The organism is Blastococcus sp. SYSU D00669 (assembly GCF_054050715.1).
On sequence record NZ_JBJGZV010000012.1, the window covers coordinates 1 to 23,938 of the forward strand.

Sequence of the window (23,938 nt, forward strand, 5' to 3'; positions counted from 1 at the left end):
CCCGCCGCCGCCGCCCCCCCCCCCCCCCCCCCCCCCCCCCCCCCCCCCCCCCGCCCGCCGCCCCCCCCCCCCCCCCCCCCCCCCCCCGCCGCGCTGGCCCGCCGCCGCCTCGGCCACGGCCGCGGCGCCCGCATGTCCTTCGAGCAGGACGAGGTCACCCTCACCGGCGGCATCCGGCACGGGCGCACGATGGGCGGCCCGATCGCCGTCCAGGTGGGCAACACGGAGTGGCCCAAGTGGACGACGGTCATGTCGCCCGACCCGGTCGACCCGGAGGTGCTCGCCGGACAGGCGCGCAACGCCCCGCTGACCCGCCCGCGGCCCGGCCACGCCGACCTCCCCGGCATGCAGAAGTACGGCTTCGACGACGCCCGGCCGGTGCTCGAGCGGGCCAGCGCCCGCGAGACCGCTGCCCGCGTGGCGCTCGGCGCCATCGCGCAGGCCTTCCTCCGGCAGACCCTGGGCGTCGAGGTGGTCAGCCACGTCGTGGCCATCGGCCCGGTCACGGTGCCCGACGGCGTCGTCCCCGGCCCCGGGGAGAACGAGCGCATCGACGAGGACCCGGTGCGCTGCGCCGACCCGGCCACCAGCGAGCTGATGGTCGCCGAGGTCGACGACGCCCGGAAGAACGGCGACACGCTCGGTGGCGTCGTCGAGGTCGTGGTGCACGGCCTGCCGCCGGGCCTCGGCAGCCACGTGCACTGGGACCGTCGGCTCGACGCCCGGCTGGCCGCCGCGCTCATGGGCATCCAGTCGGTCAAGGCCGTCGAGGTGGGCGACGGACTGGAGACCGCCCGCCGCCGCGGCTCGGTGGCCCACGACGAGATCGTCACCGAGAACGGGCACGTCCGGCGGCTGACCGACCGCGCCGGCGGCATCGAGGGCGGCATGACCAACGGCGAGGTGCTGCGGGTGCGGGCGGCGATGAAGCCGATCTCCACCGTGCCGCGCGCGCTGGCCACCATCGACGTCGCCACCGGCGAGCCGGCGGTGGCGATCAACCAGCGCAGCGACGCCTGCGCCGTGCCGCGCGGCACCGCCGTCGCCGAGGCGATGGTCGCCCTCGTGCTGGCCGACGCCGCGCTGGAGAAGTTCGGCGGCGACTCGGTGGCCGAGACCCGCCGCAACGCGCAGGCCTACCTCGACTCCCTCGCGATCCGGTGACCGGCCCGGTGCTGGTGCTCGTCGGGCCCCCGGCGAGCGGGAAGACGACGGTGGGCAGCGGGGTCGCCGAGCTGCTCGGGGTCGCGTTCCGCGACACCGACTCCGACGTCGAGGACGTCGCCGGGACGACGGTGGCCGACCTGTTCGTGCAGCACGGCGAGTCGCACTTCCGCGCGCTGGAGGAGCAGGCCGTGGCCCGGGCCCTGGCCGAGCACGACGGCGTGCTGGCCCTCGGCGGCGGCGCCGTGACCAGCGCGGCCACCCGCGAGCTGCTGGTCGCCCACGCCCGGGCCGGCGGCACGGTGGTGTGGCTGGACGTCGACCTGCCGTCGGCGGCGAAGCGGGTGGGGCTCTCCCGCGACCGGCCGATCCTGGGCGTGAACCCGCGCGCGATGCTGCGGCAGATGCTGGAGACCCGGGCGCCGCTCTACGCCGAGGTGTCCACGCACACCGTGACCACCGGCGGCCGCGAGCCGGCCGACGTCATCGCCGACGTGAGCGCGCTCGTGCGTGCCGCGAGGGAGGCGCGCGCATGAGGCGTGTGGTGACCGTGGCCGGCGACAAGCCCTACGAGGTCGTCATCGGCCCCGGCGCTGCCGCCGAGCTCGGTCGCGTGCTCGCCGGCACCGCGCGCGCCGCGGTGGTCCACGCCCCGCCGCTGGCCGCGGCCGCGGGGGCGGCCGTCGAGACGCTGCAGACGGCCGGCGTCGCCGCCGAGGCGGTCGTCGTCCCCGACGGCGAGGCGGCCAAGACCGCGCAGGTCGCGGCGGAGGTGTGGGAGGAGTTCGGCCGGCTCGGGCTGACCCGCTCCGACGCCGTGGTCGGCATCGGCGGGGGAGCGGTCACCGACCTCGCCGGGTTCCTGGCCGCCACCTGGACCCGCGGCGTGCGGGTCGTGCAGGTGCCCACCAGCCTGCTCGGCATGGTCGACGCGGCCGTCGGCGGCAAGACCGGCATCAACACCGCGGCCGGCAAGAACCTGGTCGGGGCGTTCCACCCGCCGGCCGCCGTCCTGGCCGACACCGACGTCCTCACCGGGCTGCCCGAGCCGGAGTTCCGCTCCGGCCTGGCCGAGGTGGTCAAGTGCGGCTTCATCGCCGACGGCCGGATCCTCGACCTGCTCGACGCCGACCCGACCGGCCGGACCGGCACCGCCGAGCTGATCGAGCGCTCGGTGCGGGTCAAGGCCGACGCCGTGGGAGCGGACCTCTTCGACACCGGCGTGCGCGAGTTCCTGAACTACGGGCACACCCTCGGCCACGCCATCGAGCGGGTCGAGGACTTCGGCTGGCGGCACGGCGAGGCGGTCGCCGTCGGCCTGGTCTTCGCCGCCGAGCTCGGGCACCAGGCCGGGCTGCTGACCACCGCGGACGCCGACCGGCACCGCTCGCTGGTCGAGCGGATGGGGCTGCCCACCCGGTACGCCGGCGACTGGGCGCGGCTGCAGGCGGTCATGCGGGTCGACAAGAAGGCCCGCGGCGCCTCGCTGCGCTTCGTCGTCCTCGACGGTCTCGGCAACCCGACGATCCTGACCGACCCCGACCAGGCGTGGCTCGACGCCGCCTGGGCGGCCGTACGCGAGGAGAACGCGTGACGATCCAGGTCCTCAACGGCGCCAACCTCGGCCGGCTGGGGCTGCGCGAGCCCCAGATCTACGGCTCGACCACCTATGCGCAGCTGGTCGAGATCGTGGAGAAGACGGCGCACGAGCTCGAGATGGACGTGGCGGTCCGGCAGACCGACGACGAGGGCGAGCTGATCCGCTGGGTGCACGCCGCGGCCGATGCCCGCGACCCGGTGGTGCTCAACCCCGGCGGCTGGTCGCACACCTCCGTCGTCCTGCGCGACGCCCTGGCCGGGCTCGACGCGCCGCTGGTGGAGGTGCACATCACCAACATCCACAAGCGGGAGGCGTTCCGGCACCACTCGTACGTCTCCGGGGTCGCCGACGGCGTCATCGCCGGGCTGGGCATCGAGGGCTACGTGCTGGCGCTGCAGTGGATGGCGCTGCGGGGGATCCGGTGAGCCGCCCCGCGCAGCGCCGGGACGTGCTGCGGGCCACCGCCGCCGAGCGGGGCCTCGACGCCGTCCTGGTCACCAACCTGCTCAACGTGCGCTACCTGACCGGGTTCACCGGCTCCAACGGCGCGCTGCTGGTGCGCACCGACGGCGCCGACGTCTTCGGCACCGACGGGCGGTACACCACCCAGGCGGGCACCCAGGTGCCCGACGTCGAGCTGCTGGTCGACCGCGCCACGGTGGCCGGGCTGGCCACCGAGGCCGTGCGCCGGGGCGCCGGCCGGATCGGCTACGAGAGCCACGACCTCACCGTCGACGGCCTGGCCGCGCTGGAGAAGGTGCTGGCCGAGGCCGCCGGCGGTGGTCCGCTGCCGGAGCTCGCCAGCATCCGCCGGGCGGTCGAGGCGCAGCGGGCGGTCAAGGACGACGCCGAGATCGAGTCGCTGCGCCGGGCCTGCGCGGTCGCCGACCAGGCGCTGGCGGAGCTGGCCGCCGAGGGGGCGCTGCGGCCCGGCCGCACCGAGCTCGAGGTCGGCCGAGAGCTGGACGCGCGGATGCTGGCGCTGGGGGCCGAGGCGCCGTCCTTCGAGACGATCGTCGCAACGGGGGCCAACTCGGCGATCCCGCACCACCGGCCGGACCGCACCGAGCTGCGCGCCGGCGACTTCCTGAAGCTCGACTTCGGGGCGACGGTCGACGGCTACCACTCCGACATGACCCGCACGCTGGTCCTGGGCGCCGCAGCCGACTGGCAGCGGGAGGTCTACGCGCTGGTCGCGGAGTCGCAGGCGGCGGGGCGGGCCGCGCTCGCGGTGGGTGCCGACGTCGTCGCCGTCGACAAGGCCTCCCGCGACGTGATCGCCGCCGCCGGCCACGCCGAGCACTTCACGCACGGGCTCGGGCACGGCGTGGGCCTGGAGATCCACGAGGCGCCGGGCATCGGACCGCTGGGCGCGGGTATCCTGGCCGCCGGCATGGCCGTCACCGTGGAGCCGGGCGTCTACCTGCCCGGGCACGGCGGTGTCCGGATCGAGGACACGCTCGTCGTCACGGAGGGCGCGCCCGAGTTGTTGACCCTCACGAGCAAGGAACTGCTGGTCCTCTAGATGGCTACCACCAACGACCTCAAGAACGGCCTGGTCCTCAACCTCGACGGCCAGCTCTGGACCGTCACCGAGTTCCAGCACGTCAAGCCGGGCAAGGGCGGCGCGTTCGTGCGCACCACGCTCAAGAACGTGCTCTCGGGCAAGGTCGTCGACAAGACGTTCAACGCGGGCACCAAGGTCGAGACCGCCACGGTCGACAAGCGCTCCATGTCCTACCTGTACAAGGACGGCAGCGACTTCGTCTTCATGGACCTGGAGACCTACGACCAGATCCACGTCCCGGCGGAGACCGTCGGCGACGGCGCGAACTACCTGCTGGAGAACACCGAGGCCGTCGTCGCCGTGCACGAGGGGACGCCGCTCTACGTCGAGCTGCCGGTGACCATGGAGCTCGTCGTCGAGCACACCGACCCGGGCCTGCAGGGCGACCGCTCCACCGGCGGCACCAAGCCCGCCACGCTGGAGACCGGCGCGCAGATCCAGGTGCCGCTGTTCGTCAACACCGGCGACAAGCTCAAGGTCGACACCCGCGACGGCCGGTACCTCGGCCGGGCCAACTGAGCTCCGCCAGCTGATGGCCGCACGGTCCAAGGCGCGCAAGCGCGCCGTCGACGTCCTCTACGCGGCCGACCTCCGCGGTCGCGACCGGCGCGAGCAGCTCGGCGACGAGGTGGGCGCCGGCCAGCCGCCGCTGAACGACTACACGGTCCGGCTGGTCGAGGGCGTCGTCGAGCACGGGGCGGACATCGACCGGCTGATCGACGACCACGCCACCGGCTGGGCGCTGGAGCGGCTGCCCGACGTCGACCGGGCCATCCTGCGGATGGCCACCTTCGAGCTGCTGTGGGCCGACGACGTGCCGGATGCCGTGGTGATCGACGAGGCGGTGCAGCTGGCCAAGTCGCTGTCCACCGACGACTCGCCGGCGTTCGTCAACGGCGTCCTCTCCACGATCGCCGCCGCCAAGGTCTGAGAAGGGACCCCGTCCTCCCCACCGTTCGCACGCTCGGGGCGGGACCCGGGACGGGGCCACGTGGTCGGCATCGACGAGCCGGACGCCGCCGGCGGGACCGTCCTCGCCGACCCGGCTCGCCGGGCTGCTGGGCGCCGCCCGCGTGCGCGCCGACGACTTCCTGCAGCGACGAGGCTCCGCTCGCGGCTCGCCCTGGCGGACGTCACGGCACCGCGGGTCCCGCGGTGGCCGGCACCGGCCGGCTGACCGGGTGTCACGATCGGGTGTCGGCGCAGGCACGATTGGGCATCGGCGCTGGTCGGCGGCTCGATCCCGTGCCTAGCGTCGCGGAGATGAGGCGCTCCCCGGGCGCGGCACTCGCGGCGCTGGTCCTGGCCCTGCTCGTCGGCTGCACCGGCCCCGGCGCCGACTCGTCCGGCTCGTCCGGCGGCGCGGGCGAGGACTCCGGCGGGCCCGTTCCCGCCGGTCCCGCGGACCCCGGGGGCACACCGGTGGTCGACAGCGACCGGCAGGTGGTCACGACCGCCACGGCCTTCCTCGCCGTCGAGGACCCGGCGGACGGAGCCCAGCAGGTCAGCGAGCTGGTGGAGTCCGTCGGCGGCCGGGTCGAGGAGCGCAGCGAGCGGACGGCGTCCGGTGAGGACGAGGCCGAGGGCGCCGCCGCCGACCTGGTGGTCCGGGTGCCGGCCGACGGGCTGACCGACTTCCTGGCCGACCTGGAGGACCTCGGCGACGTGGAGAGCGTGTCGGTGTCCCGCTCCGACGTGACCTCCACCGTGGTCGACCTGGACGCCCGGATCTCGGCGCTGCAGGCGTCGGTGGCGCGGCTGCAGACGCTGATCCAGACCGCGGCCAGCACGCGGGACCTGCTGGAGGTCGAGTCGGCCCTCTCCGAGCGGCAGGCCGAGCTCGAGTCGCTGCTGTCCCAGCGGGCGCTGCTGGCCGACCAGGTGGAGCTGTCGACGGTCAACCTCCACCTCGAGCCGTTCGGCGTGGCGCCGGCCGGGGGCCCGGACAGCTTCGTCGACGGGCTGGGCACCGGCTGGCGGGCCCTGGTCTCGGCCCTGGGTGCGGTGGTCGTCGGGATCGGCCTGCTCCTGCCGTGGGCGGCGGTCGCGCTGGTCGTCGCCGCCGCGGTGCTCGGGACGATCCGCGTGGTGCGGCGGCGGGCCGCGGTCGCGGCACCGGCGCCGGCGGCCCCACCGCAGGAGTAGCGGCCCCGGGGAGGCACAGCCCGGGCTCCCTACAGTGTCGGCGTGCCGAGGAGCGTGGCGAGACCCGACGACCTGGACGCCGTGCGGGACTCCTACGACCGGGTGGCCGATCGCTACGTCGCCATGGGGGTGGGCGAGCTGGACCCCCACCCGTGGCTGCGCGCGGCGCTCGCCGCGTTCGCCGAGGAGGTGCGCGGGCGCGGTCCGGTGCTGGACGTCGGCTGCGGCCCGGGGCACGTGACGGCGCACCTCGCCGGTCGTGGCCTCGACGCCCGCGGGGTGGACCTGTCGCCGCGGATGGTGGCGCAGGCGCGCCGGCTGCACCCGCACCTGCGGTTCGACGTCGCCTCCGCCACCGACCTCGCCGTCGACGACGCCTCCCTCGGCGGCCTGCTGGGCTGGTGGTCGCTGTTCAACCTGCCCCGCTCCGTGCTGCCCGACGTCGTGGCGTCCTTCGCCGACGCGGTGGTGCCCGGCGGGCTGGTCCTCCTCGGCACGCACGTCGGGGACGGCGACGTCGTCCGCACGGAGGCCTACGGCGGCGTGCCGGTCACGTGGACCACGCACCTGTGGCGCCCCGAGCAGCTCGCCGCGATGCTCACCGGTGCCGGTCTGGAGGTCGTCTCCGAGCTCCGGCTGTCGGCGGACCAGACCGGACGACCGCAGGTGGCGCTCGCCGCGCGTCGCCCGGGCTGATCGCCCATCTGCCCGCCGATGTCCGGCGGACGACATGCCGATGGGCGCCTGCGGGGGGCCGGGTGCAGGCGCCGGTCGGCTGAGGTCGGTCAGAAGGGCGGCTGGTCGAGGAGTGCCGGTGGCGGGTGGGTGGGCGGGGCGAGGCCGGGTGGTCGGCCGGTGCGGGTGATCCCCGCGGGGGTGGTCACGGAGCAGGTCCCGTCGGGGTCCAGCCGGAAGCCCCACCGCCGGTCGTGCGTCTTGATCCGGTGGTGGCGCCGGCACAGGCAGCACAAGTTGTCGCAGGCGGTCTCACCGCCGCAGGCGTGCGGGATGACGTGGTCCAGATCGGCCCAGGCTGCGGTGTTCGGGCAACCGGGCCAGCGGCAGCCGCGGTCGCGGGTGCGCACGAACTCGTACTGCCCCGGGCTGGGCCGGTAGCGGTCCACCGCCCTGGGGGTGTCGAGCACCGGGCAGCCGCAGTCGCCCGCCGGGTGGTCGGGGCAGCCGCGGGCGGCCAGCTCGGCCGGCTGCGCGCGTTCGACCACCGCGCGCAGCTTCCCCGACACGGGGTCGACCAGCGAGAGGTGCAGGGCGCCGCCGGCGGGGGCCTGCAGCCCACCGGGGCAGACCGCGTCGAGCTGCTCCAGGACCTCGCGCAGCAGCGCGGCGGTGATCGGCTGCCCGTCGAGATCGGCGAGGTCGGTGGCGTCCGCCCTGGTCGCGCGGACGGGGGCGGTGAGGTGCAGCTGGGCCGTGACCGGCGGTCGAGAGGTGTCCCACGGCCGCAGGATCAGGTCCTCCAGCACCAGCGCGCGCAGCAGGCCGATCGGGCGGGTGTCGCCGTCGGCCTTGCGCATCCGGGCGTACTGGTCGACCGCGTCGGCGCAGGCGGTCGCCGAGGCGGTGGGCAGGAACGCGATCAGCTCGGACATGCCGTCACGGTGGTGGGCCACGCGCACGTGGGCCAGCTCCTCGGCGTCCTCGCGGCGGCGTTCGGACAGGTCGACGTCGTGGGCGAGCAGCCGCGCGCGGATCAGCTCCCGCAGCCGGCGCACCGACAGTTCCCCGGCCCGGGGCAGCACCTCGGCCTCCACGGCGTGCACGACCGCGTCGGGCACGTCGCGAGCCGGCCAGCCCAGCTCGGCGGCCATCGCACGGGCACGGGGCAGGTCGAGCAGCCCGTCGGCCAGCCGCCCCCAGGTCGCGGTCAGCCGGGTGAGCAGGACGTTGGACAGCTCGGCCAGCCCGGTGGCCGTGGCACGCGAGCAGTTGAGCACCGCGCCGAGCTCGTCGGAGGAGGACTCCGACGTGTCCGGCAGCCGCACCTCGCCCGCACCCCACGTGGGCGCCGCGCCGGGTGGGAGGTCGTCGGCCGGGCGCAGCGCGGCCAGCGCGAGGGTGACCTCCATCTTGTAGGCGGCCAGCATCGACTCGATCTGCACGATGCGCTGCAGCTCGGTGCACAGCTCGACGTCGGACCTCGACCGGACCGGCAGCACCTCGCCCAGCCGGCGCCGCGGCGCCTGCGGCGCGAACTGCTCCTCGTGGGGGAGCAGCTCGACCGCGAGCGCGACACCCGCCGTCGCCGGTTCCGCCTCGATCACGTGTTCGATCATGGTGGCAGCGCCGACAGAACGCGCAGGTCAGGAACGGAACCTGTGGAGAACTGCCGCCGGGCTCGGTCGCACCCGCGAAGGTCCCCGTGGCGGTGCCGCGGGGTTGCCGGGGTGTCGGCCGGAAGGAGTCAGGGTCACCGCGGCGAGCGGCGGCGCTCCCAGTGCGGGTCGGGGTCGTCGTCGTCGTCCCCGCCGCCGGCGATGCCCTCCATGCCCGGGTTGAGCACGCCCCACTCGATGAGCTTCGAGGTCAGCTCGTCGGGGCTCATGTCGTAGATGATCGCCAGCGACTTGAGGTCCTCGGCGCGGATGGAGAGGACCTTGCCGTTGTAGTCGTGCCGCTGCGCCTGGATGGTCGAGGCGTACCGGGCCAGCGGGCCGGCCTCGTCGGCGGGCAGCGAGCCCAGTGACTCCAGGTTGAGCACGATCTTGGTGGTCGAGGTGACCGCGGAGCTCGGCCGCGGGTCGGGGAGCAGCTCGGAGACCGGCACGCCGTAGAAGACGGCCAGCTCGGAGAGCCGCTGCACGGTCACGGCGCGGTCGCCCCGCTCGTACGAGCCGACGACGACGGCCTTCCAGCGGCCGTGGGACTTGTCCTCCACGCCCTGCAGGGACAGGCCCTGCTGGTTGCGGATGGCGCGGAGGCGGGCCCCGAGGGCCCGTGAGTAGTCGGTGCTCATGGGCGTCCTGCTCACTGTCCGTCGTCGGCGGTGGTGATCATCGGTGACTGAGCGTACTGGTCACTTCATACACGCAACAGGAGACACACGGTGGCAGGCGCGTCCCGCCTGTGGGGTACTCGCGCGAGGGAGGTCCGGTCGGGGGCGGGACCCGGACACCCGGTCGGGGGAACGCTGGCCGTGCAGTACGGTGGGCGCCGGACCACCCCACTCCTTTAACGACCCGTCCCGTGAGGCGGGGAAGGAGGCCTGATGGCCGGCTCGTCCCCGGCTGCGCCGAGCAGCCGAGAAGCCCGCAGCACCGCAGCGCCCGGGGCGCTGCTCTCCGCCACCGACGTCGCCCGAGTGGTCGACCGGATGGCCCACCAGCTGATCGAGAAGGCCGGCGACGAACTCGCCGGCCTCGTGCTGATCGGCATCCCCACCCGCGGCGCGCCGCTGGCCCGCCGGCTCGCCGCGCGCGTCGAGGCGTTCTCCGGTACCGCGATCGACGTCGGCACCGTGGACATCACGCTCTACCGCGACGACCTGCGCATGCGCGGGGTCCGCGCGCTGGAGCCCACGGTGGTGCCCGACGCGGGCATCGACGGGCGGCTCGTCGTCCTCGTCGACGACGTCCTGTACTCCGGCCGCTCGGTGCGAGCCGCGCTCGACGCGCTGCGCGACCTCGGCCGGCCGCGGGCGGTGCAGCTGGCCGTCCTCGTCGACCGCGGGCACCGCGAGCTGCCGATCCGCGCCGACTACGTGGGCAAGAACGTGCCCACGTCGCGCAGCCAGTCGGTCAAGGTCCACCTCGCCGAGGTGGACGGCGCCGACGAGGTGCTGCTCACCGAGGGGGAGAAGTGAAGCGCCACCTGCTGGAGGCGGCCGACCTCGACCGCGACGACGCCACCCTGGTCCTCGACACCGCCGCGCAGATCGAGTCGGCGCTGGCCGGCCGCGAGGTGAAGAAGCTGCCGACGCTGCGCGGCCGCACGGTGGTCAACCTCTTCTTCGAGGACTCCACCCGCACCCGCATCAGCTTCGAGCTGGCCGCCAAGCGGCTGTCGGCCGACGTCATCAACTTCTCGGCCAAGGGGTCGAGCGTGTCCAAGGGCGAGAGCCTCAAGGACACCGCGCTCACCCTCGAGGCGATGGGGTCCGACGCGATCGTGGTGCGGCACAGCGCGAGCGGCGCCCCGCACCGGCTGGCGCACTGGGTGCGCGGCAGCGTGGTGAACGCCGGCGACGGCACCCACGAGCACCCCACCCAGGCGCTGCTCGACGCCTACACGATCCGGCAGCGGCTGGGCCGGCTCGACGGCGTCCGCGTGGCGATCGTCGGCGACGTGCTGCACAGCCGGGTCGCCCGCTCCAACGTCCGGCTGCTGCACACCCTGGGCGCCGAGGTGACCCTGGTGGCCCCGCCGACGTTGCTGCCGGTGGGCGTGGGCAGCTGGCCGGTCTCGGTCAGCTACGACCTCGACGCCGTCCTGCCCAAGGCCGACGTGGTGATGATGCTGCGCGTCCAGGCCGAGCGGATGAACGCCTCGTTCTTCCCCAGCGCCCGCGAGTACAGCCGGCGCTACGGCCTCGACGCCGTCCGGATGGCGGCGCTCGCCGACGACGCGATCGTCATGCACCCCGGCCCGATGAACCGCGGCATGGAGATCGCCGCCGAGGTGGCCGACTCGGTCCGCTCGACGATCGTCGAGCAGGTCGGCAACGGCGTCAGCGTCCGCATGGCCGTCCTGTACCTGCTGCTCGGAGGCGCGACCCAGTGACGACGCTCATCAAGGGGGCCCGCCTCTACGGCGAGGACCCCGTCGACCTCGTGCTCAAGGACGGCGCGATCACCTCGATCGGCGCCGGGCTGTCGGTGTCGAACGCCGAGGTGGTCGACGCCGACGGGCTGGTCGCGCTGCCCGGCCTGGTCGACCTGCACACCCACCTGCGCGAGCCCGGCCGCGAGGACACCGAGACCGTCCAGACCGGCAGCCGCGCCGCCGCGCTCGGCGGGTTCACCGCGGTGCACGCGATGGCCAACACCGACCCGGTCGCCGACACCGCCGGCGTGGTCGAGCAGGTGTGGCGGCTCGGCCAGCAGGCCGGGCTGGTCGACGTCGTCCCGGTCGGCGCGGTGACCGTCGGGCTGGCCGGCGAGCGGCTGGCCGAGCTCGGTGCGATGGCCGACTCCGCGGCCCGCGTCCGGGTCTTCTCCGACGACGGCAGGTGCGTCGCCGACCCCGCGCTGATGCGCCGGGCGCTGGAGTACGTCAAGGCCTTCGACGGCGTCGTCGCCCAGCACGCCGAGGAGCCGCGGCTGACCGTGGGCGCGCAGATGAACGAGGGCGACCGCTCGGCCCGGCTCGGGCTCGGCGGCTGGCCGGCCGCGGCGGAGGAGGCGGTCATCGCCCGCGACGTGCTGCTCGCCGGGCACGTCGGGGCGCGGCTGCACGTCTGCCACGTCTCCACCGCCGGGTCGGTGGAGATCCTCCGCTGGGCCAAGGGCCGCGGCGTCCAGGTGACCGCCGAGGTGACCCCGCACCACCTGCTGCTCACCGACGAGTGCGTCGAGGGCTACGACCCGGTGTTCAAGGTGAACCCGCCGCTGCGCACCGACGAGGACGTCGAGGCGCTGCGGGCGGCCCTGGCCGACGGCACCATCGACGCGGTCGCCACCGACCACGCCCCGCACGCCGTGGAGGACAAGGAGTGCGAGTGGGCGCTGGCCCGGCCCGGCATGCTCGGGCTGGAGCAGGCGCTCGGCGTCGTCGTCCGGACGATGGTGGAGACCGGGCTGCTCGACTGGCGCGGCGTCGCCGACCGCATGTCGGTCCGCCCGGCGGCGATCGGCCGGCTGACCGGCCACGGCCGCCCGCTCGCCCCCGGCGAGCCGGCCAACCTGCTGCTGCTCGACCCGACCCACCGGGCCACCGTCGACCCGGCCGCGCTGGCCAGCCGCAGCCGCAACAGCCCCTACGCCGGCCGGGAGCTGCCCGGCCGGGTGGTCGCCACGTTCCTGCGCGGGACGGCGACCGTGCTCGACGGAAAGGCAGTGCGTTGACAGAGGCGGTACTCGTCCTGGAGGACGGGCGGACGTTCCGGGGCGAGGCCTACGGCGCGGTCGGGACGACGGTCGGCGAGGCGGTGTTCGCCACCGGGATGACCGGCTACCAGGAGACGCTGACCGACCCCAGCTACGCCGGCCAGATCGTCACCATGACCGCGCCGCACATCGGCAACACCGGCGTGAACCAGGAGGACGACGAGAGCCGCCGCATGTGGGTGGCCGGCTTCGTCGTCCGCGACCCCGCCCGCCGCCCGGCCAACTGGCGGGCCACCGGCAGCCTGGACGACGAGCTGGCCGCGCAGGGCGTCGTCGGCATCAGCGGCGTCGACACCCGGGCGCTCACCCGGCACCTGCGCGAGCGCGGCGCCATGCGGGCCGGCATCAGCACCGAGCTCGACGCCGAGGCCCTCCGCCGGCGCGTGCAGGCCGCCGAGAGCATGGTCGGCGCCGACCTCGCCCCGACGGTGAGCACCGCCGAGCCCTACGTCGTCCCGGCGGTGGGGGAGAGGCGGTTCACGATCGCCGCGCTCGACCTCGGCATCAAGACCGCCACCCCGCGCCACCTGGCCGAGCTCGGTGTCGAGACGCACGTGCTGCCCTCGACGGCCACCGCCGAGGAGCTGCTGGCCGCCGGCCCCGACGGGGTCTTCCTCTCCAACGGCCCGGGCGACCCGGCCGCCGCCGACTACGCGGTCGCGGCCGTCCGCGGCGTCCTGGAGGCGCGCCGGCCGCTGTTCGGCATCTGCTTCGGCAACCAGATCCTCGGCCGCGCGCTGGGCCTGGGCACCTACAAGCTGCGCTTCGGCCACCGCGGCCTCAACCAGCCGGTGCTCGACCGGGTCAGCGGCACGGTGCGGGTGACCAGCCACAACCACGGCTTCGCCGTCGACGCCCCGCTCGACCGGCCGACCGGCACCCCGTTCGGGCCGGTCGAGGTCAGCCACGTGGGTCTCAACGACGACGTCGTCGAGGGGCTGCGGCTGCTCGACGCCCCGGCCTTCAGCGTGCAGTTCCACCCTGAGTCGGCCGCCGGGCCGCACGACGCCGCCCCGCTGTTCCAGCGCTTCGTCGACCTCATGGGGGAGAAGGCCTGATGCCCAAGCGGGACGACATCCACCACGTGCTGGTGATCGGCTCCGGGCCGATCGTCATCGGTCAGGCCAGCGAGTTCGACTACTCCGGCACCCAGGCCTGCCGCGTGCTCAAGGCCGAGGGGCTGCGGGTCAGCCTGGTCAACAGCAACCCGGCCACGATCATGACCGACCCCGAGGTCGCCGACGCCACCTACGTCGAGCCGCTGACCCCGGAGTTCGTCGAGCGGGTCATCGCCAAGGAGCGCCCCGACGCGCTGCTGGCCACCCTCGGCGGGCAGACCGCGCTCAACCTCGCGATCGGCCTCTTCGAGAGCGGGGTGTTGGAGAAGTACGGCGTCCAGCTCATCGGCGCCGACGTCGACGCGATCAACCGCGGCGAGGACCGGCAGCTGTTCAAGGAGATCGTGCGCTCGGTCGGCGCCGACGCGCCCCGGTCGCGGGTCTGCGCCAGCGTCGAGGAGGCCCTGGAGACCGCGGCCGAGGTCGGCTACCCGGTCGTCATCCGGCCGTCGTTCACCATGGGCGGCCTCGGCTCGGGCTTCGCCACCGACGAGCCGATGCTGCGGCGGATGGCCGCGCACGGCCTGGCCGACTCCCCGGTGCACACCGTGCTGATCGAGGAGTCGGTGCTCGGCTGGAAGGAGTACGAGCTCGAGCTGATGCGCGACCGCAGCGACAACGTGGTCGTCATCTGCTCGATCGAGAACATCGACGCGATGGGCGTGCACACCGGCGACTCGGTGACCGTCGCCCCGGCGATGACCCTCACCGACCGCGAGTACCAGCGGATGCGCGACGTCGGCATCGCGGTGCTGCGGGCGGTCGGCGTCGACACCGGCGGCTGCAACATCCAGTTCGCGGTCAACCCCGACAACGGCCGGCTCGTCGTCATCGAGATGAACCCGCGCGTCTCCCGGTCCAGCGCCCTGGCGTCCAAGGCGACCGGCTTCCCGATCGCCAAGATCGCGGCGAAGCTGGCGATCGGCTACACGCTCGACGAGATCCCCAACGACATCACCGGGGTCACCCCGTCGGCGTTCGAGCCCGCCCTGGACTACGTCGTGGTCAAGATCCCGCGGTTCGCGTTCGAGAAGTTCCCCGGCGCCGACCCGCGGCTGACGACGACGATGAAGAGCGTCGGCGAGATCATGGCCCTGGGCCGCAACTTCCCCGAGGCGCTGGGCAAGGCGATGCGGTCCACCGAGACGTCGGTGGCCGGCTTCTGGACCGGAGCCGAGGACCCCGACGCCGACCCCGCCGAGCTGCTCGAGCGGCTGCGCACCCCGGTCGACGGCCGGCTCTACCTCGCCGAGCGGGCGCTGGCGGCCGGCGCGAGCGTCGCGCAGGTCGCCGAGGCCAGCGGTTTCGACCCCTGGTTCGTCGACCAGATCGCGCTGGTCCAGGAGGTCGGCGACGAGGTGCGCGACGCCCCGGCGCTCACCGGGGCGCTGCTGCGCAAGGCCAAGCGGCACGGCCTGTCCGACCGGCAGGTCGCGGCGCTGCGGCCGGAGCTGGCGGGGGAGGACGGCGTCCGGCGGCTGCGCTGGCGCCTCGGCGTCCGCCCGGTCTACAAGACCGTCGACACCTGCGCGGCCGAGTTCGCCGCCCGCACGCCGTACCACTACTCGTCCTACGACGAGGAGACGGAGGTCGAGCCGCGCGAGAAGCCGGCGGTGCTCATCCTCGGCTCCGGGCCCAACCGGATCGGGCAGGGCATCGAGTTCGACTACTCGTGCGTGCACGCGGTCATGGCGCTCAGGGACGCCGGCTACGAGGCCGTGATGGTCAACTGCAACCCCGAGACCGTCTCGACCGACTACGACACCGCCGACCGGCTCTACTTCGAGCCGCTGACCTTCGAGGACGTCCTCGAGGTCGTCGAGGCCGAGCGCGCTGCCGGCCCGGTGGCCGGCGTCATCTGCACCCTCGGCGGGCAGACCCCGCTGGGCCTGGCGCAGCGGCTCAAGGACGCCGGCGTCCCGGTGCTGGGGACGGCGCCCGAGGCGATCGACGCCGCCGAGGACCGCGGCGCCTTCTCCCGCGTGCTGGCCGACACCGGCCTGCTCGCGCCCAAGCACGGCACCGCCACGGCGTTCCCCGAGGCGCGGGAGATCGCCGCGGCGATCGGCTACCCCGTGCTGGTGCGCCCGTCGTACGTGCTCGGCGGGCGGGGCATGGAGATCGTCTACGACGACGCCACGCTGGAGAGCTACATCGCCAAGGCCACCGACGTCAGCCCCGAGCACCCGGTGCTGGTCGACCGGTTCCTGGAGGACGCCGTCGAGATCGACGTCGACGCCCTCTACGACGGCACCGAGCTCTACCTCGGCGGCGTCATGGAGCACATCGAGGAGGCCGGCATCCACTCCGGCGACTCGGCGTGCGCGCTGCCGCCGATCACGCTCGGCTCGGGCGACCTGGTCCGCATCCGCACGGCCACCGAGAAGCTGGCCGCGCGGATCGGCGTGCGCGGCCTCGTGAACGTCCAGTACGCGGTCAAGGACGACGTCCTCCACGTGCTCGAGGCCAACCCGCGGGCCAGCCGGACGGTGCCTTTCGTGTCCAAGGCGACCGCGGTGCAGCTGGCCAAGGCCGCGGCCCGGATCTCGGTGGGGGAGTCGATCGCCGACCTGCGCGCGGCCGGTGTGCTGCCGGCCACCGGCGACGGCGCCGACCTGCCCGAGGACATGCCGATCGCGGTCAAGGAGGCGGTGCTGCCGTTCCACCGGTTCCGCACCGTCGAGGGGCACAACGTCGACACCGTGCTCGGCCCGGAGATGAAGTCCACCGGCGAGGTCATGGGGCTCGACACCGGCTTCGGGACGGCGTTCGCCAAGTCTCAGGCCGCCGTCTACGGGGAGCTGCCCACCTCGGGCACGGTGTTCGTGTCTCTGGCCAACCGCGACAAGCGCTCGGCGATCTTCCCGGTCAAGCGGCTGGCCGACCTCGGCTTCAAGGTCCTCGCCACGTCGGGCACCGCCCAGGTGCTGCGCCGCAACGGGGTGACCTGCGAGGTCGTCGGCAAGTACAGCGAGGGCCCGGGCAACGTCGTGGAGCGCATCCAGGCCGGGGACGTCGACCTGGTCATGAACACGCCGTTCGGCGCCCCGGGCAACAGCGGGCCGCGGCTGGACGGCTACGAGATCCGCACGGCCGCCGTCGCCGCCGGGATCCCGTGCATGACCACGGTGCAGGGCATCGCCGCGGCGGTGCAGGCGGTGGAGGCGCTGCGGGCCGGTGAGCTGGGCGTGCGCAGCCTGCAGGAGGTCCACGCCGGCCTCGCCGCCGCGCAGGGGACGTCGTCGTGAGCGGGCTGCTCACCCGGCCGGCGGACCCGGCGGCGAACCCGCCCGTGCAGCGGGTGGTCGAGGTCGTCGGCCGCCGGCCGGTGGCCGCCTACGTGGAGCTGACCCTCGACGCCCCGGAGATCGCGGCGGCCGCCGAGCCCGGCCAGTTCGTCGCCTTCGCGGTCGGCGGGCCGCTGTCGGCCGCGCTGCTGCGCCGCTCCATCGCGATCGCCGGCACCGGCGACGGCCGGGTCACCGTCGTCGTCGCGCCGCACGGCGTCGGGTCGACCTGGCTGACGCAGCTGCAGCCGGGGGACACCGTCGACGTGATCGGCCCGCTGGGCCGGCCGTTCCCGCTGCCCGCCCCCGGCACGCCCGCCCTGCTGGTGGGCGGCGGCTACGGCGCCGCGGCGCTGGTCGGCCTCGCCGCCCTGCTGGCCGGCCGCGGCTCACGGGTGGCCGCCGTCGCCGGGGCGGCCTCGGCCGACCGGCTGTGCTCGCTCGACGAGCTGGCCGCCGCCGGGGCCGAGGTCGTCGTCACCACCGACGACGGCAGCGCGGGGCGCCAGGGCCTGGTGACGGTCGCGGTCGACGAGCTGCTCGCCGACGCCGGCGTCGTCTACGCCTGCGGGCCGATGCCGATGCTGCGGGCGGTGGCCGGGGCGGCGAGCGCACGGGGGCTGCCCTCGTACGTCGCCGTCGAGGAGGCCATGGCCTGCGGGATCGGGGTGTGCATGACCTGCGTGCTGCCGGTGATCGGCGCCGACGGCCGCAGTCGCTTCTCCCGCTCCTGCACGGAGGGGCCGGTGTTCGGTGGCGACCGGGTGCGCTTCGCCGACGTCGGTTCGCTGCCCGCGGACGTCGTGGGCGCCGACGCGATGGGGGTGCTGCCGGCATGACCGCCGTCGACATGACCACCTGGCTGGGCAAGGCCGAGATCCCGAGCCCGGTGCTCACGGCGTCGGGCTGCTCGTCGTTCGGCCGGGAGCTCGAGCCGTTCGTCGACCTCACCGCCATCGGGGCGGTGGTCACCAAGTCGGTGCAGCTGCGCCCGCGCTCGGGCCGGCCCACGCCGCGGATGGCCGAGACCCCGAGCGGGATGCTCAACTCGATCGGCCTGCAGGGCCCCGGCATCGACGGCCTGCTCGCCGACGAGCTCCCGTGGCTGGCCGAGCGCGGGGTGCGCTCGTTCGTCTCGATCGCCGGCACCCGCGTGGAGGACTTCGCCGAGCTGGCCCGCCGCCTCGCCGGCGTCCCCGGCGTCCTCGGCCTCGAGGTCAACATCAGCTGCCCGAACGTGGAGAGCCGCGGCGAGGTGTTCGCCTGCGACCCCGTGGCGGCGCACGACGTCGTGCGGGCGGTGCGGGAGGCGGCCGACCCGGCGCAGCCGGTCTACGCCAAGCTCAGCCCCGACGTCACCGACATCGTCCCGGTCGCCCGGTCGGTCGCCGACGCGGGCGCGGACGGGCTCTCGATGATCAACACCCTGCTCGGGCTGGTCATCGACCCCGACATGATGAAGCCGGTCCTCGGCGGGGTCACCGGTGGGTTGTCCGGCCCGGCGATCCGCCCGGTGGCGCTGCGCTGCGTCTGGCAGGTGCACCAGGCGCTGCCCGAGGTGCCGATCCTCGGCATGGGCGGCATCCGCACCGGCCTGGACGCCCTGCAGTTCGTCCTCGCCGGCGCGAGCGCCGTCAGCGTCGGGACGGCGGTGTTCAACGACCCGTCCGCCGTCGCCCGGGTGCACGCCGAGCTCGAGCAGGCGCTGGCCGCCCGCGGGTTCGGCTCGCTGGCCGACGCCGTCGGGTACGCGCACCGATGAGCTTCGGGCAGCGGCTGGCCGAGGCCGTGGCCGCCCGCGGGCCGCTGTGCGTGGGCATCGACCCGCACGTGCCGCTGCTGGCGAGGTGGGGGCTGCCCGACAGCCCCGAGGGCCTGGCCCGGTTCACCGACGCGGTCGTCGACGCGCTCGCCGGGCACGTCGCCGTCCTCAAGCCCCAGCTGGCGTTCTACGAGCGGCACGGCTCGCGCGGCCTGGCCGTCCTGGAGGACGCCGTCCCGCGGGCCCGGGCCGCCGGGGCGCTGGTGCTGCTCGACGCCAAGCGCGGCGACATCGGCTCGACGATGGACGCCTACGCCGGCTACCTCGACCCGGCGCACCCGCTGGCCGTCGACGCGATGACCGTCAGCCCCTTCCTCGGCCCGGGCTCCCTGCAGCCGGCCGTGGAGACCGCCCGGCGCTGCGGCGGCGGGCTGTTCGTGCTGGCCCGCACCTCCAACCCCGACGCCGGCACGCTGCAGCACGCGCTGGTGGGGGAGCGGTCGGCCGCGCAGGTGGTCGCCGACACCGTGCGGGGGTGGAACGCCGAGGACGGCTCGGGCTCGTTCGGCCTGGTCGTGGGGGCCACGCTGCCCGAGCTGGACGTCGACCTGACCGGCCTGGGCGGGCCGGTCCTGGCCCCCGGCCTGGGGGCGCAGGGCGGCTCGGTGGCCGACCTCCGGCGCCTGTTCGGCCGCGACCCCGCCGTCATCCCGACCGTCTCGCGCGACGTGCTCGCCGCCGGGCCGGACGCTGCGGCGCTGCGGGCCGCCGCCGACCGCTGGGCCGACGAGCTGGCGCGCGCCTGACGCCTGCTCGCCGTCCCGCCGCGTGTGGGTGGAGCGGGTCCAAAGTCCCTGCTCAGAGCCGCTCCTCGGTCACCGCCGGATCACCCCCCGGCGTGTCGCGACCGGCGTGTCGAACCGGTGCAGGGCGCAACCACCACGGAACGCAATCGTTCAGAATCCCGCTGACCAGCGCAGATGACGGTCCGTCACCGAATGCGGGAACGACGGGTGAACGAACCGGCCGAATCCGTCGACGATCTTCGCCAGAGGGCGCGTGACCAGCGCATATGCCGGGAACTAGGTTGATCGCCGGGCCCGCAACGGCGTGCCCGGCACCGAAAGAAGCACCACCCGACCCGCCGGGTCCAGATCGCCGGCGACGACACGATTGGGTCGCAACCATGCCTCTCCCCTCCCTGTCCCCCGAGCAACGTGCCGCCGCTCTCGAGAAGGCCGCCGCGGCCCGCAAGGCCCGCGCCGAGCTCCGCGAGCAGCTCAAGAGCAAGGGCGCCACGGTCGGCGACGTCCTGAAGAAGGGCGAGACCGACGAGGTGATCGGCAAGATGCGCGTCTCCGCCGTGCTCGAGTCCCTCCCCGGCGTGGGCAAGGCGCGGGCGGCCAAGATCATGGAGCGCCTGGAGATCTCGCCGACCCGCCGCGTGCGGGGCCTCGGCGCCAACCAGCGCAAGGCGCTGGAGGCCGAGTTCGGCGGGGACAAGGTCTCCTCCTGAGCCCTGCCACCCCCGGGCGACCGGTGACCGACCCCGCGTAAGAGACTCGACGCGTGGCAGAACGCACCCCGGCACGGCTCACCGTGCTCTCCGGCCCCTCCGGGGTGGGCAAGGGCACCGTGATCGCGGAGGTCCGGCGGCGGCACCCCGACGTGTGGGTGTCGGTGTCGGCCACCACGCGGGCCCGCCGCGCCGGCGAGGTCGACGGCGTGCACTACCACTTCGTCGACGACGCGGAGTTCGACCGGCTGATCGCCGAGGACGGCCTGCTCGAGTGGGCCGAGTACGCAGGCAACCGCTACGGCACCCCGGCCGCCCCGGTGCGCGCACGGCTCGCGGCCGGGGCGCCGGCTCTGCTGGAGATCGAGCTGCAGGGCGCGCGCCAGGTCCGCGCCCGCGAGCCGGAGGCCCAGCTGGTGTTCCTCGCCCCGCCGTCCTGGTCGGAGCTGGTCAGCCGGCTGGCCGGCCGCGGGTCGGAACCGGCCGCCGTCCAGGAGCGCCGGCTGGCCATCGCGCAGGCCGAGCTGGACGCCGCGGGGGAGTTCGACGTGGTGGTCGTCAACGACGACGTGGCCAGGGCCGCCGACGAGTTGGTAGGCTTGCTGACTGCGCCTGCGCCCGGCCTGTGCCAGGGCAGCGGCGCTCCCACCCCCGACTGAGGAGCTCGCCCGCACGTGTCCGGAGTCGCACCCCACCCCGAGGGCATCACCAACCCGCCGATCGACGAGCTGCTCGAGCGCACCAGCAGCAAGTACGGCCTGGTGATCTTCGCCGCCAAGCGCGCGCGGCAGATCAACGCCTACTACAGCCAGCTCTCCGAGGGCCTGCTCGAGTACGTCGGCCCCCTGGTCGACACCGCCCCGCAGGAGAAGCCCCTGTCGATCGCCCTGCGCGAGATCAACGAGGGCCTGCTCACCCACACCGCGGGCGAGAACTGACGAAGGACCCCCTTGTCTTCACCGCTCGCAGGCTCGCGGCGGGACCCTGCAAGGGGGCCGTTCCAGCACCCCAAATGGTGAGAACGCACCCGGCAGCTCCTGCCGGGTGCGTTGTCGTGTCGGGAGGATGGGCGTCGTGAGTCGCATCGTGCTGGGCGTCAGCGGCGGCGTGGCCGCGTACAAGGCCGCCCTGCTCCTCCGCCAGTTCACCGAGGCGGGGCACGACGTCCGCGTCGTTCCCACCCCGGGCGCCCTGCACTTCGTGGGCGCCGCCACGTTCGAGGCGCTGTCCGGCAACCCGGTCACCACCGACGTCTGGGACGACGTCCCCGAGGTGGCCCACGTGCGCATCGGCCAGACCGCCGACCTCGTCGTCGTCGCCCCGGCCACCGCCGACCTGCTCGCCCGCGCCGCGGCCGGCCGCGCCGACGACCTGCTCACCGCGACCCTGCTCACCGCGCACTGCCCGGTCGTGTTAGCCCCCGCGATGCACACCGAGATGTGGCTGCACCCGGCCACCCAGGACAACGTCGCCACGCTGCGCCGCCGCGGCGCCGTCGTCCTGCCGCCCGCCGTGGGCCGGCTCACCGGCCCCGACTCCGGCCCCGGCCGGCTGCCCGAGCCCGCCGACATCGCCGCCCTCGCGCTGGTTGTCCTGGAGCACGGGGCCGCCGCGCTGGCCCCCGACCTGGCCGGGCGCCGGGTCGTCATCAGCGCCGGCGGCACCCGTGAGCCGCTGGACCCCGTGCGCTACCTCGGCAACCGCTCCTCGGGCAAGCAGGGCTGGGCGCTGGCCCGGGTCGCCGCCGCGCGTGGCGCCGAGGTCGTGCTGGTCGCCGCCAACGTCGACCTGCCCGCGCCGTTCGGCGTCCGCGTCGTCCCGGTCGGGACGGCGGAGGAGCTGCGCACCGCGGTGCTGGCCGAGGCCAAGGACGCCGACGTCGTCGTCATGACCGCCGCCGTCGCCGACTTCCGCCCCGAGACGGTGGCCGCCACCAAGATGAAGAAGGGCACCGCCGGGGAGCCCACCTCGGTGCCCCTTGTGCGCAACCCCGACGTCCTCGCCGAGCTGGTCGGCTCGCGGGCCCCCGGTCAGCTCGTGGTGGGCTTCGCCGCCGAGACCGGCGACGCCGACGGCGACGTGCTGGCCCACGGGCGCGCGAAGCTGGCCCGCAAGGGCTGCGACCTGCTCGTCGTCAACGACGTCTCCGCCGGCCAGGCGTTCGGCCGGCCCGACAACGCCGCCGTCGTGCTGGCCGCCGACGGCGCCGCGACCGACATCCCCCGCGGCAGCAAGGACGCCGTCGCCGCGGGCGTCTGGGCCGCCGTCGTGTCCCACGCGAACCGCGCGTCCCGTGGCTGAGCTGATGCACCGCTCGGTCCCCGGCCCCCAGCGGGGCCGGGTAACGTGCCCCAGGAACTGACGCGCCCCGCGCCCGACCGCACCCCCACCGAGCCAGGAGTACCGACATGCCACGCCGTCTCTTCACGTCCGAGTCGGTGACCGAGGGCCATCCCGACAAGATCGCCGACCAGATCAGCGACGCGATCCTCGACGCGATGCTCGAGCAGGACCCACGCAGCCGCGTGGCGGTCGAGACCCTGATCACCACCGGTCAGGTGCACATCGCCGGCGAGGTCACCACCGGCGGCTACGTCGACATCCCGGCGATCGTCCGCGAGACGATCCTCGGCATCGGCTACGACTCCTCGCGCAAGGGCTTCGACGGCGCCTCCTGCGGCGTCAGCGTGTCGATCGGCGCCCAGTCGCCCGACATCGCGCAGGGCGTCGACACCGCGTTCGAGGCGCGGACCTCCGCCGAGGAGGTCGAGGACCAGATCTCCCGGCAGGGCGCCGGCGACCAGGGCCTGATGTTCGGGTACGCCACCGACGAGACCCCCGAGCTCATGCCGCTGCCGATCGCGCTGGCCCACCGCCTGTCCCGCCGCCTCTCGGCCGTGCGCAAGGACGGCTCCGTGCCGTACCTGCGGCCCGACGGCAAGACCCAGGTCACCGTGGTCTACGAGGACGGCGTGCCGGTCGCGGTCGACACGGTCGTCGTCTCCTCGCAGCACGCCGAGGACATCTCCATCGAGCAGCTGCTCACCCCCGACGTCCAGGAGCTCGTGGTCACCCCCGAGCTGGCGGCGCTCAACCTCCCCACCGACGGTTACCGGCTGCTGGTGAACCCCACCGGCAAGTTCGTCATCGGTGGCCCGATGGGCGACGCCGGCCTCACCGGCCGCAAGATCATCGTGGACACCTACGGCGGCATGGCCCGGCACGGCGGCGGCGCCTTCTCGGGCAAGGACCCGTCGAAGGTGGACCGCTCGGCGGCCTACGCGATGCGCTGGGTGGCCAAGAACGTGGTCGCCGCGGGGCTGGCGAAGCGCTGCGAGGTGCAGGTCGCCTACGCCATCGGCGCCGCGCACCCGGTCGGCCTGTTCGTCGAGACGTTCGGCACCGGCACGGTGGCCGACGAGGTCCTGGAGAAGGCGATCACCTCGGTGTTCGACCTCCGCCCGGGTGCGATCGTGCGCGACCTCGACCTGCTGCGGCCGATCTACAAGCCGACCGCCGCCTACGGCCACTTCGGCCGCACCGACCTCGACGTCCCGTGGGAGCGGGTGGACCGCGCCGACGCGCTGCGCTCGGCGGTCGGGGCCTAAGCGCGCGCAGGATCGTCGTCAGCCGGGGCGACACCGTCGAAGGACCCCGCCCTCCTCACCCCGCGCACGCTCGGGGCGAGCCTCTGGGCGGGGCCGGGAACTGTCGGCG

General features: G+C 74.7%; 24 protein-coding genes. 22 read left to right on the forward strand and 2 right to left on the reverse strand.

The genetic code is table 11. The features are described from left to right. The first annotated feature begins 93 nt into the window (after positions 1-93). From aroC to ACI8AF_RS10500, 9 genes are all read left to right on the forward strand, one after another. Entirely contained in the window at positions 94-1,164 is a 1,071-nt protein-coding gene (gene aroC, locus ACI8AF_RS10460; protein ID WP_456539757.1) for a chorismate synthase, read from the forward strand. Beyond that, positions 1,161-1,700: a shikimate kinase gene (locus tag ACI8AF_RS10465; protein ID WP_456539634.1), complete on the forward strand. Its 540-nt coding sequence runs from the start codon at positions 1,161-1,163 to the stop codon at positions 1,698-1,700. The genes aroC and ACI8AF_RS10465 overlap by 4 nt, the downstream gene beginning before the upstream one ends. Next, complete coding sequence (gene aroB / locus ACI8AF_RS10470; protein ID WP_456539635.1) at positions 1,697-2,758, forward strand: 3-dehydroquinate synthase; 1,062 nt, start codon at positions 1,697-1,699, stop codon at positions 2,756-2,758. The genes ACI8AF_RS10465 and aroB overlap by 4 nt, the downstream gene beginning before the upstream one ends. After that, on the forward strand, positions 2,755-3,189 hold the full coding sequence (gene aroQ / locus ACI8AF_RS10475) for a type II 3-dehydroquinate dehydratase (protein WP_456539636.1): 435 nt from the start codon (positions 2,755-2,757) through the stop codon (positions 3,187-3,189). Before aroB ends, aroQ begins: the two co-directional genes overlap by 4 nt. Further along, positions 3,186-4,289 (forward strand): M24 family metallopeptidase, encoded by a 1,104-nt coding sequence (locus ACI8AF_RS10480; protein ID WP_456539637.1) that lies wholly within the window; start codon positions 3,186-3,188, stop codon positions 4,287-4,289. Before aroQ ends, ACI8AF_RS10480 begins: the two co-directional genes overlap by 4 nt. Beyond that, positions 4,290-4,850, forward strand: coding sequence for an elongation factor P (efp, locus tag ACI8AF_RS10485; protein WP_456539638.1), 561 nt, complete (start codon positions 4,290-4,292; stop codon positions 4,848-4,850). Positions 4,851-4,863: 13 nt separating this feature from the next. Beyond that, positions 4,864-5,262: a transcription antitermination factor NusB gene (gene nusB / locus ACI8AF_RS10490; protein WP_456539639.1), complete on the forward strand. Its 399-nt coding sequence runs from the start codon at positions 4,864-4,866 to the stop codon at positions 5,260-5,262. A gap of 332 nt (positions 5,263-5,594) precedes the next feature. Beyond that, the gene (locus ACI8AF_RS10495; protein ID WP_456539640.1) at positions 5,595-6,476 is read left to right on the forward strand and encodes a DUF4349 domain-containing protein; all 882 of its coding nucleotides are present in this window, start codon (positions 5,595-5,597) and stop codon (positions 6,474-6,476) included. A 42-nt stretch (positions 6,477-6,518) separates the two neighbouring features. After that, entirely contained in the window at positions 6,519-7,172 is a 654-nt protein-coding gene (locus ACI8AF_RS10500; RefSeq protein WP_456539641.1) for a class I SAM-dependent DNA methyltransferase, read from the forward strand. Between the two features lie 89 nt (positions 7,173-7,261). Here the strand turns inward: ACI8AF_RS10500 and ACI8AF_RS10505 are convergent, their stop codons facing one another. Beyond that, entirely contained in the window at positions 7,262-8,770 is a 1,509-nt protein-coding gene (locus tag ACI8AF_RS10505) for a DUF222 domain-containing protein (protein WP_456539642.1), read from the reverse strand. A gap of 134 nt (positions 8,771-8,904) precedes the next feature. Beyond that, positions 8,905-9,450: a transcriptional regulator BldD gene (bldD, locus tag ACI8AF_RS10510; RefSeq protein WP_456539643.1), complete on the reverse strand. Its 546-nt coding sequence runs from the start codon at positions 9,448-9,450 to the stop codon at positions 8,905-8,907. A 252-nt stretch (positions 9,451-9,702) separates the two neighbouring features. Here bldD and pyrR point away from each other — a divergent pair, with 252 nt between their 5' ends. The 13 genes from pyrR (at position 9,703) to metK (ending at position 23,829) form a co-directional block, all read left to right on the forward strand. After that, positions 9,703-10,296: a bifunctional pyr operon transcriptional regulator/uracil phosphoribosyltransferase PyrR gene (pyrR, locus tag ACI8AF_RS10515; protein ID WP_456539644.1), complete on the forward strand. Its 594-nt coding sequence runs from the start codon at positions 9,703-9,705 to the stop codon at positions 10,294-10,296. Continuing rightward, complete coding sequence (locus ACI8AF_RS10520) at positions 10,293-11,213, forward strand: aspartate carbamoyltransferase catalytic subunit (RefSeq protein ID WP_456539645.1); 921 nt, start codon at positions 10,293-10,295, stop codon at positions 11,211-11,213. The genes pyrR and ACI8AF_RS10520 overlap by 4 nt, the downstream gene beginning before the upstream one ends. Beyond that, positions 11,210-12,496: a dihydroorotase gene (locus ACI8AF_RS10525; protein ID WP_456539646.1), complete on the forward strand. Its 1,287-nt coding sequence runs from the start codon at positions 11,210-11,212 to the stop codon at positions 12,494-12,496. Before ACI8AF_RS10520 ends, ACI8AF_RS10525 begins: the two co-directional genes overlap by 4 nt. Then, complete coding sequence (gene carA / locus ACI8AF_RS10530) at positions 12,493-13,596, forward strand: glutamine-hydrolyzing carbamoyl-phosphate synthase small subunit (RefSeq protein ID WP_456539647.1); 1,104 nt, start codon at positions 12,493-12,495, stop codon at positions 13,594-13,596. The genes ACI8AF_RS10525 and carA overlap by 4 nt, the downstream gene beginning before the upstream one ends. Next, positions 13,596-16,904 (forward strand): carbamoyl-phosphate synthase large subunit, encoded by a 3,309-nt coding sequence (gene carB, locus ACI8AF_RS10535; RefSeq protein ID WP_456539648.1) that lies wholly within the window; start codon positions 13,596-13,598, stop codon positions 16,902-16,904. The genes carA and carB overlap by 1 nt, the downstream gene beginning before the upstream one ends. Continuing rightward, positions 16,901-17,782 carry an iron-sulfur cluster-binding protein gene (locus tag ACI8AF_RS10540; protein ID WP_456539649.1) on the forward strand — a complete coding sequence of 294 codons (882 nt, stop codon included), beginning with the start codon at positions 16,901-16,903 and terminating at the stop codon, positions 17,780-17,782. The genes carB and ACI8AF_RS10540 overlap by 4 nt, the downstream gene beginning before the upstream one ends. Next, positions 17,779-18,705 (forward strand): dihydroorotate dehydrogenase, encoded by a 927-nt coding sequence (locus ACI8AF_RS10545; RefSeq protein ID WP_456539650.1) that lies wholly within the window; start codon positions 17,779-17,781, stop codon positions 18,703-18,705. The genes ACI8AF_RS10540 and ACI8AF_RS10545 overlap by 4 nt, the downstream gene beginning before the upstream one ends. After that, the gene (gene pyrF, locus ACI8AF_RS10550; RefSeq protein ID WP_456539651.1) at positions 18,702-19,511 is read left to right on the forward strand and encodes an orotidine-5'-phosphate decarboxylase; all 810 of its coding nucleotides are present in this window, start codon (positions 18,702-18,704) and stop codon (positions 19,509-19,511) included. The genes ACI8AF_RS10545 and pyrF overlap by 4 nt, the downstream gene beginning before the upstream one ends. A gap of 380 nt (positions 19,512-19,891) precedes the next feature. Beyond that, positions 19,892-20,221 (forward strand): integration host factor, actinobacterial type, encoded by a 330-nt coding sequence (gene mihF / locus ACI8AF_RS10555; protein WP_456539652.1) that lies wholly within the window; start codon positions 19,892-19,894, stop codon positions 20,219-20,221. Between the two features lie 53 nt (positions 20,222-20,274). After that, positions 20,275-20,880: a guanylate kinase gene (gmk, locus tag ACI8AF_RS10560; RefSeq protein WP_456539653.1), complete on the forward strand. Its 606-nt coding sequence runs from the start codon at positions 20,275-20,277 to the stop codon at positions 20,878-20,880. Positions 20,881-20,895: 15 nt separating this feature from the next. Continuing rightward, positions 20,896-21,159 carry a DNA-directed RNA polymerase subunit omega gene (rpoZ, locus tag ACI8AF_RS10565; protein ID WP_179720069.1) on the forward strand — a complete coding sequence of 88 codons (264 nt, stop codon included), beginning with the start codon at positions 20,896-20,898 and terminating at the stop codon, positions 21,157-21,159. Positions 21,160-21,295: 136 nt separating this feature from the next. Continuing rightward, positions 21,296-22,522: a bifunctional phosphopantothenoylcysteine decarboxylase/phosphopantothenate--cysteine ligase CoaBC gene (coaBC, locus tag ACI8AF_RS10570; RefSeq protein ID WP_456539654.1), complete on the forward strand. Its 1,227-nt coding sequence runs from the start codon at positions 21,296-21,298 to the stop codon at positions 22,520-22,522. Positions 22,523-22,629: 107 nt separating this feature from the next. Next, positions 22,630-23,829: a methionine adenosyltransferase gene (gene metK / locus ACI8AF_RS10575; protein WP_456539655.1), complete on the forward strand. Its 1,200-nt coding sequence runs from the start codon at positions 22,630-22,632 to the stop codon at positions 23,827-23,829. The last annotated feature ends 109 nt before the right edge of the window (positions 23,830-23,938 follow it).

Excerpts from the sequence above, each read along its gene's own strand:
- aroB (WP_456539635.1), top strand. The coding sequence starts at position 1,697 with ATGAGGCGTGTGGTGACCGTGGCCGGCGACAAGCCCTACGAGGTCGTC.
- efp (WP_456539638.1), top strand. The coding sequence starts at position 4,290 with ATGGCTACCACCAACGACCTCAAGAACGGCCTGGTCCTCAACCTCGAC.
- nusB (WP_456539639.1), top strand. The coding sequence starts at position 4,864 with ATGGCCGCACGGTCCAAGGCGCGCAAGCGCGCCGTCGACGTCCTCTAC.
- ACI8AF_RS10495 (WP_456539640.1), top strand. The coding sequence starts at position 5,595 with ATGAGGCGCTCCCCGGGCGCGGCACTCGCGGCGCTGGTCCTGGCCCTG.
- ACI8AF_RS10505 (WP_456539642.1), bottom strand. The coding sequence starts at position 8,770 with ATGATCGAACACGTGATCGAGGCGGAACCGGCGACGGCGGGTGTCGCG.
- bldD (WP_456539643.1), bottom strand. The coding sequence starts at position 9,450 with ATGAGCACCGACTACTCACGGGCCCTCGGGGCCCGCCTCCGCGCCATC.
- pyrR (WP_456539644.1), top strand. The coding sequence starts at position 9,703 with ATGGCCGGCTCGTCCCCGGCTGCGCCGAGCAGCCGAGAAGCCCGCAGC.
- carB (WP_456539648.1), top strand. The coding sequence starts at position 13,596 with ATGCCCAAGCGGGACGACATCCACCACGTGCTGGTGATCGGCTCCGGG.
- ACI8AF_RS10545 (WP_456539650.1), top strand. The coding sequence starts at position 17,779 with ATGACCGCCGTCGACATGACCACCTGGCTGGGCAAGGCCGAGATCCCG.
- pyrF (WP_456539651.1), top strand. The coding sequence starts at position 18,702 with ATGAGCTTCGGGCAGCGGCTGGCCGAGGCCGTGGCCGCCCGCGGGCCG.
- mihF (WP_456539652.1), top strand. The coding sequence starts at position 19,892 with ATGCCTCTCCCCTCCCTGTCCCCCGAGCAACGTGCCGCCGCTCTCGAG.
- metK (WP_456539655.1), top strand. The coding sequence starts at position 22,630 with ATGCCACGCCGTCTCTTCACGTCCGAGTCGGTGACCGAGGGCCATCCC.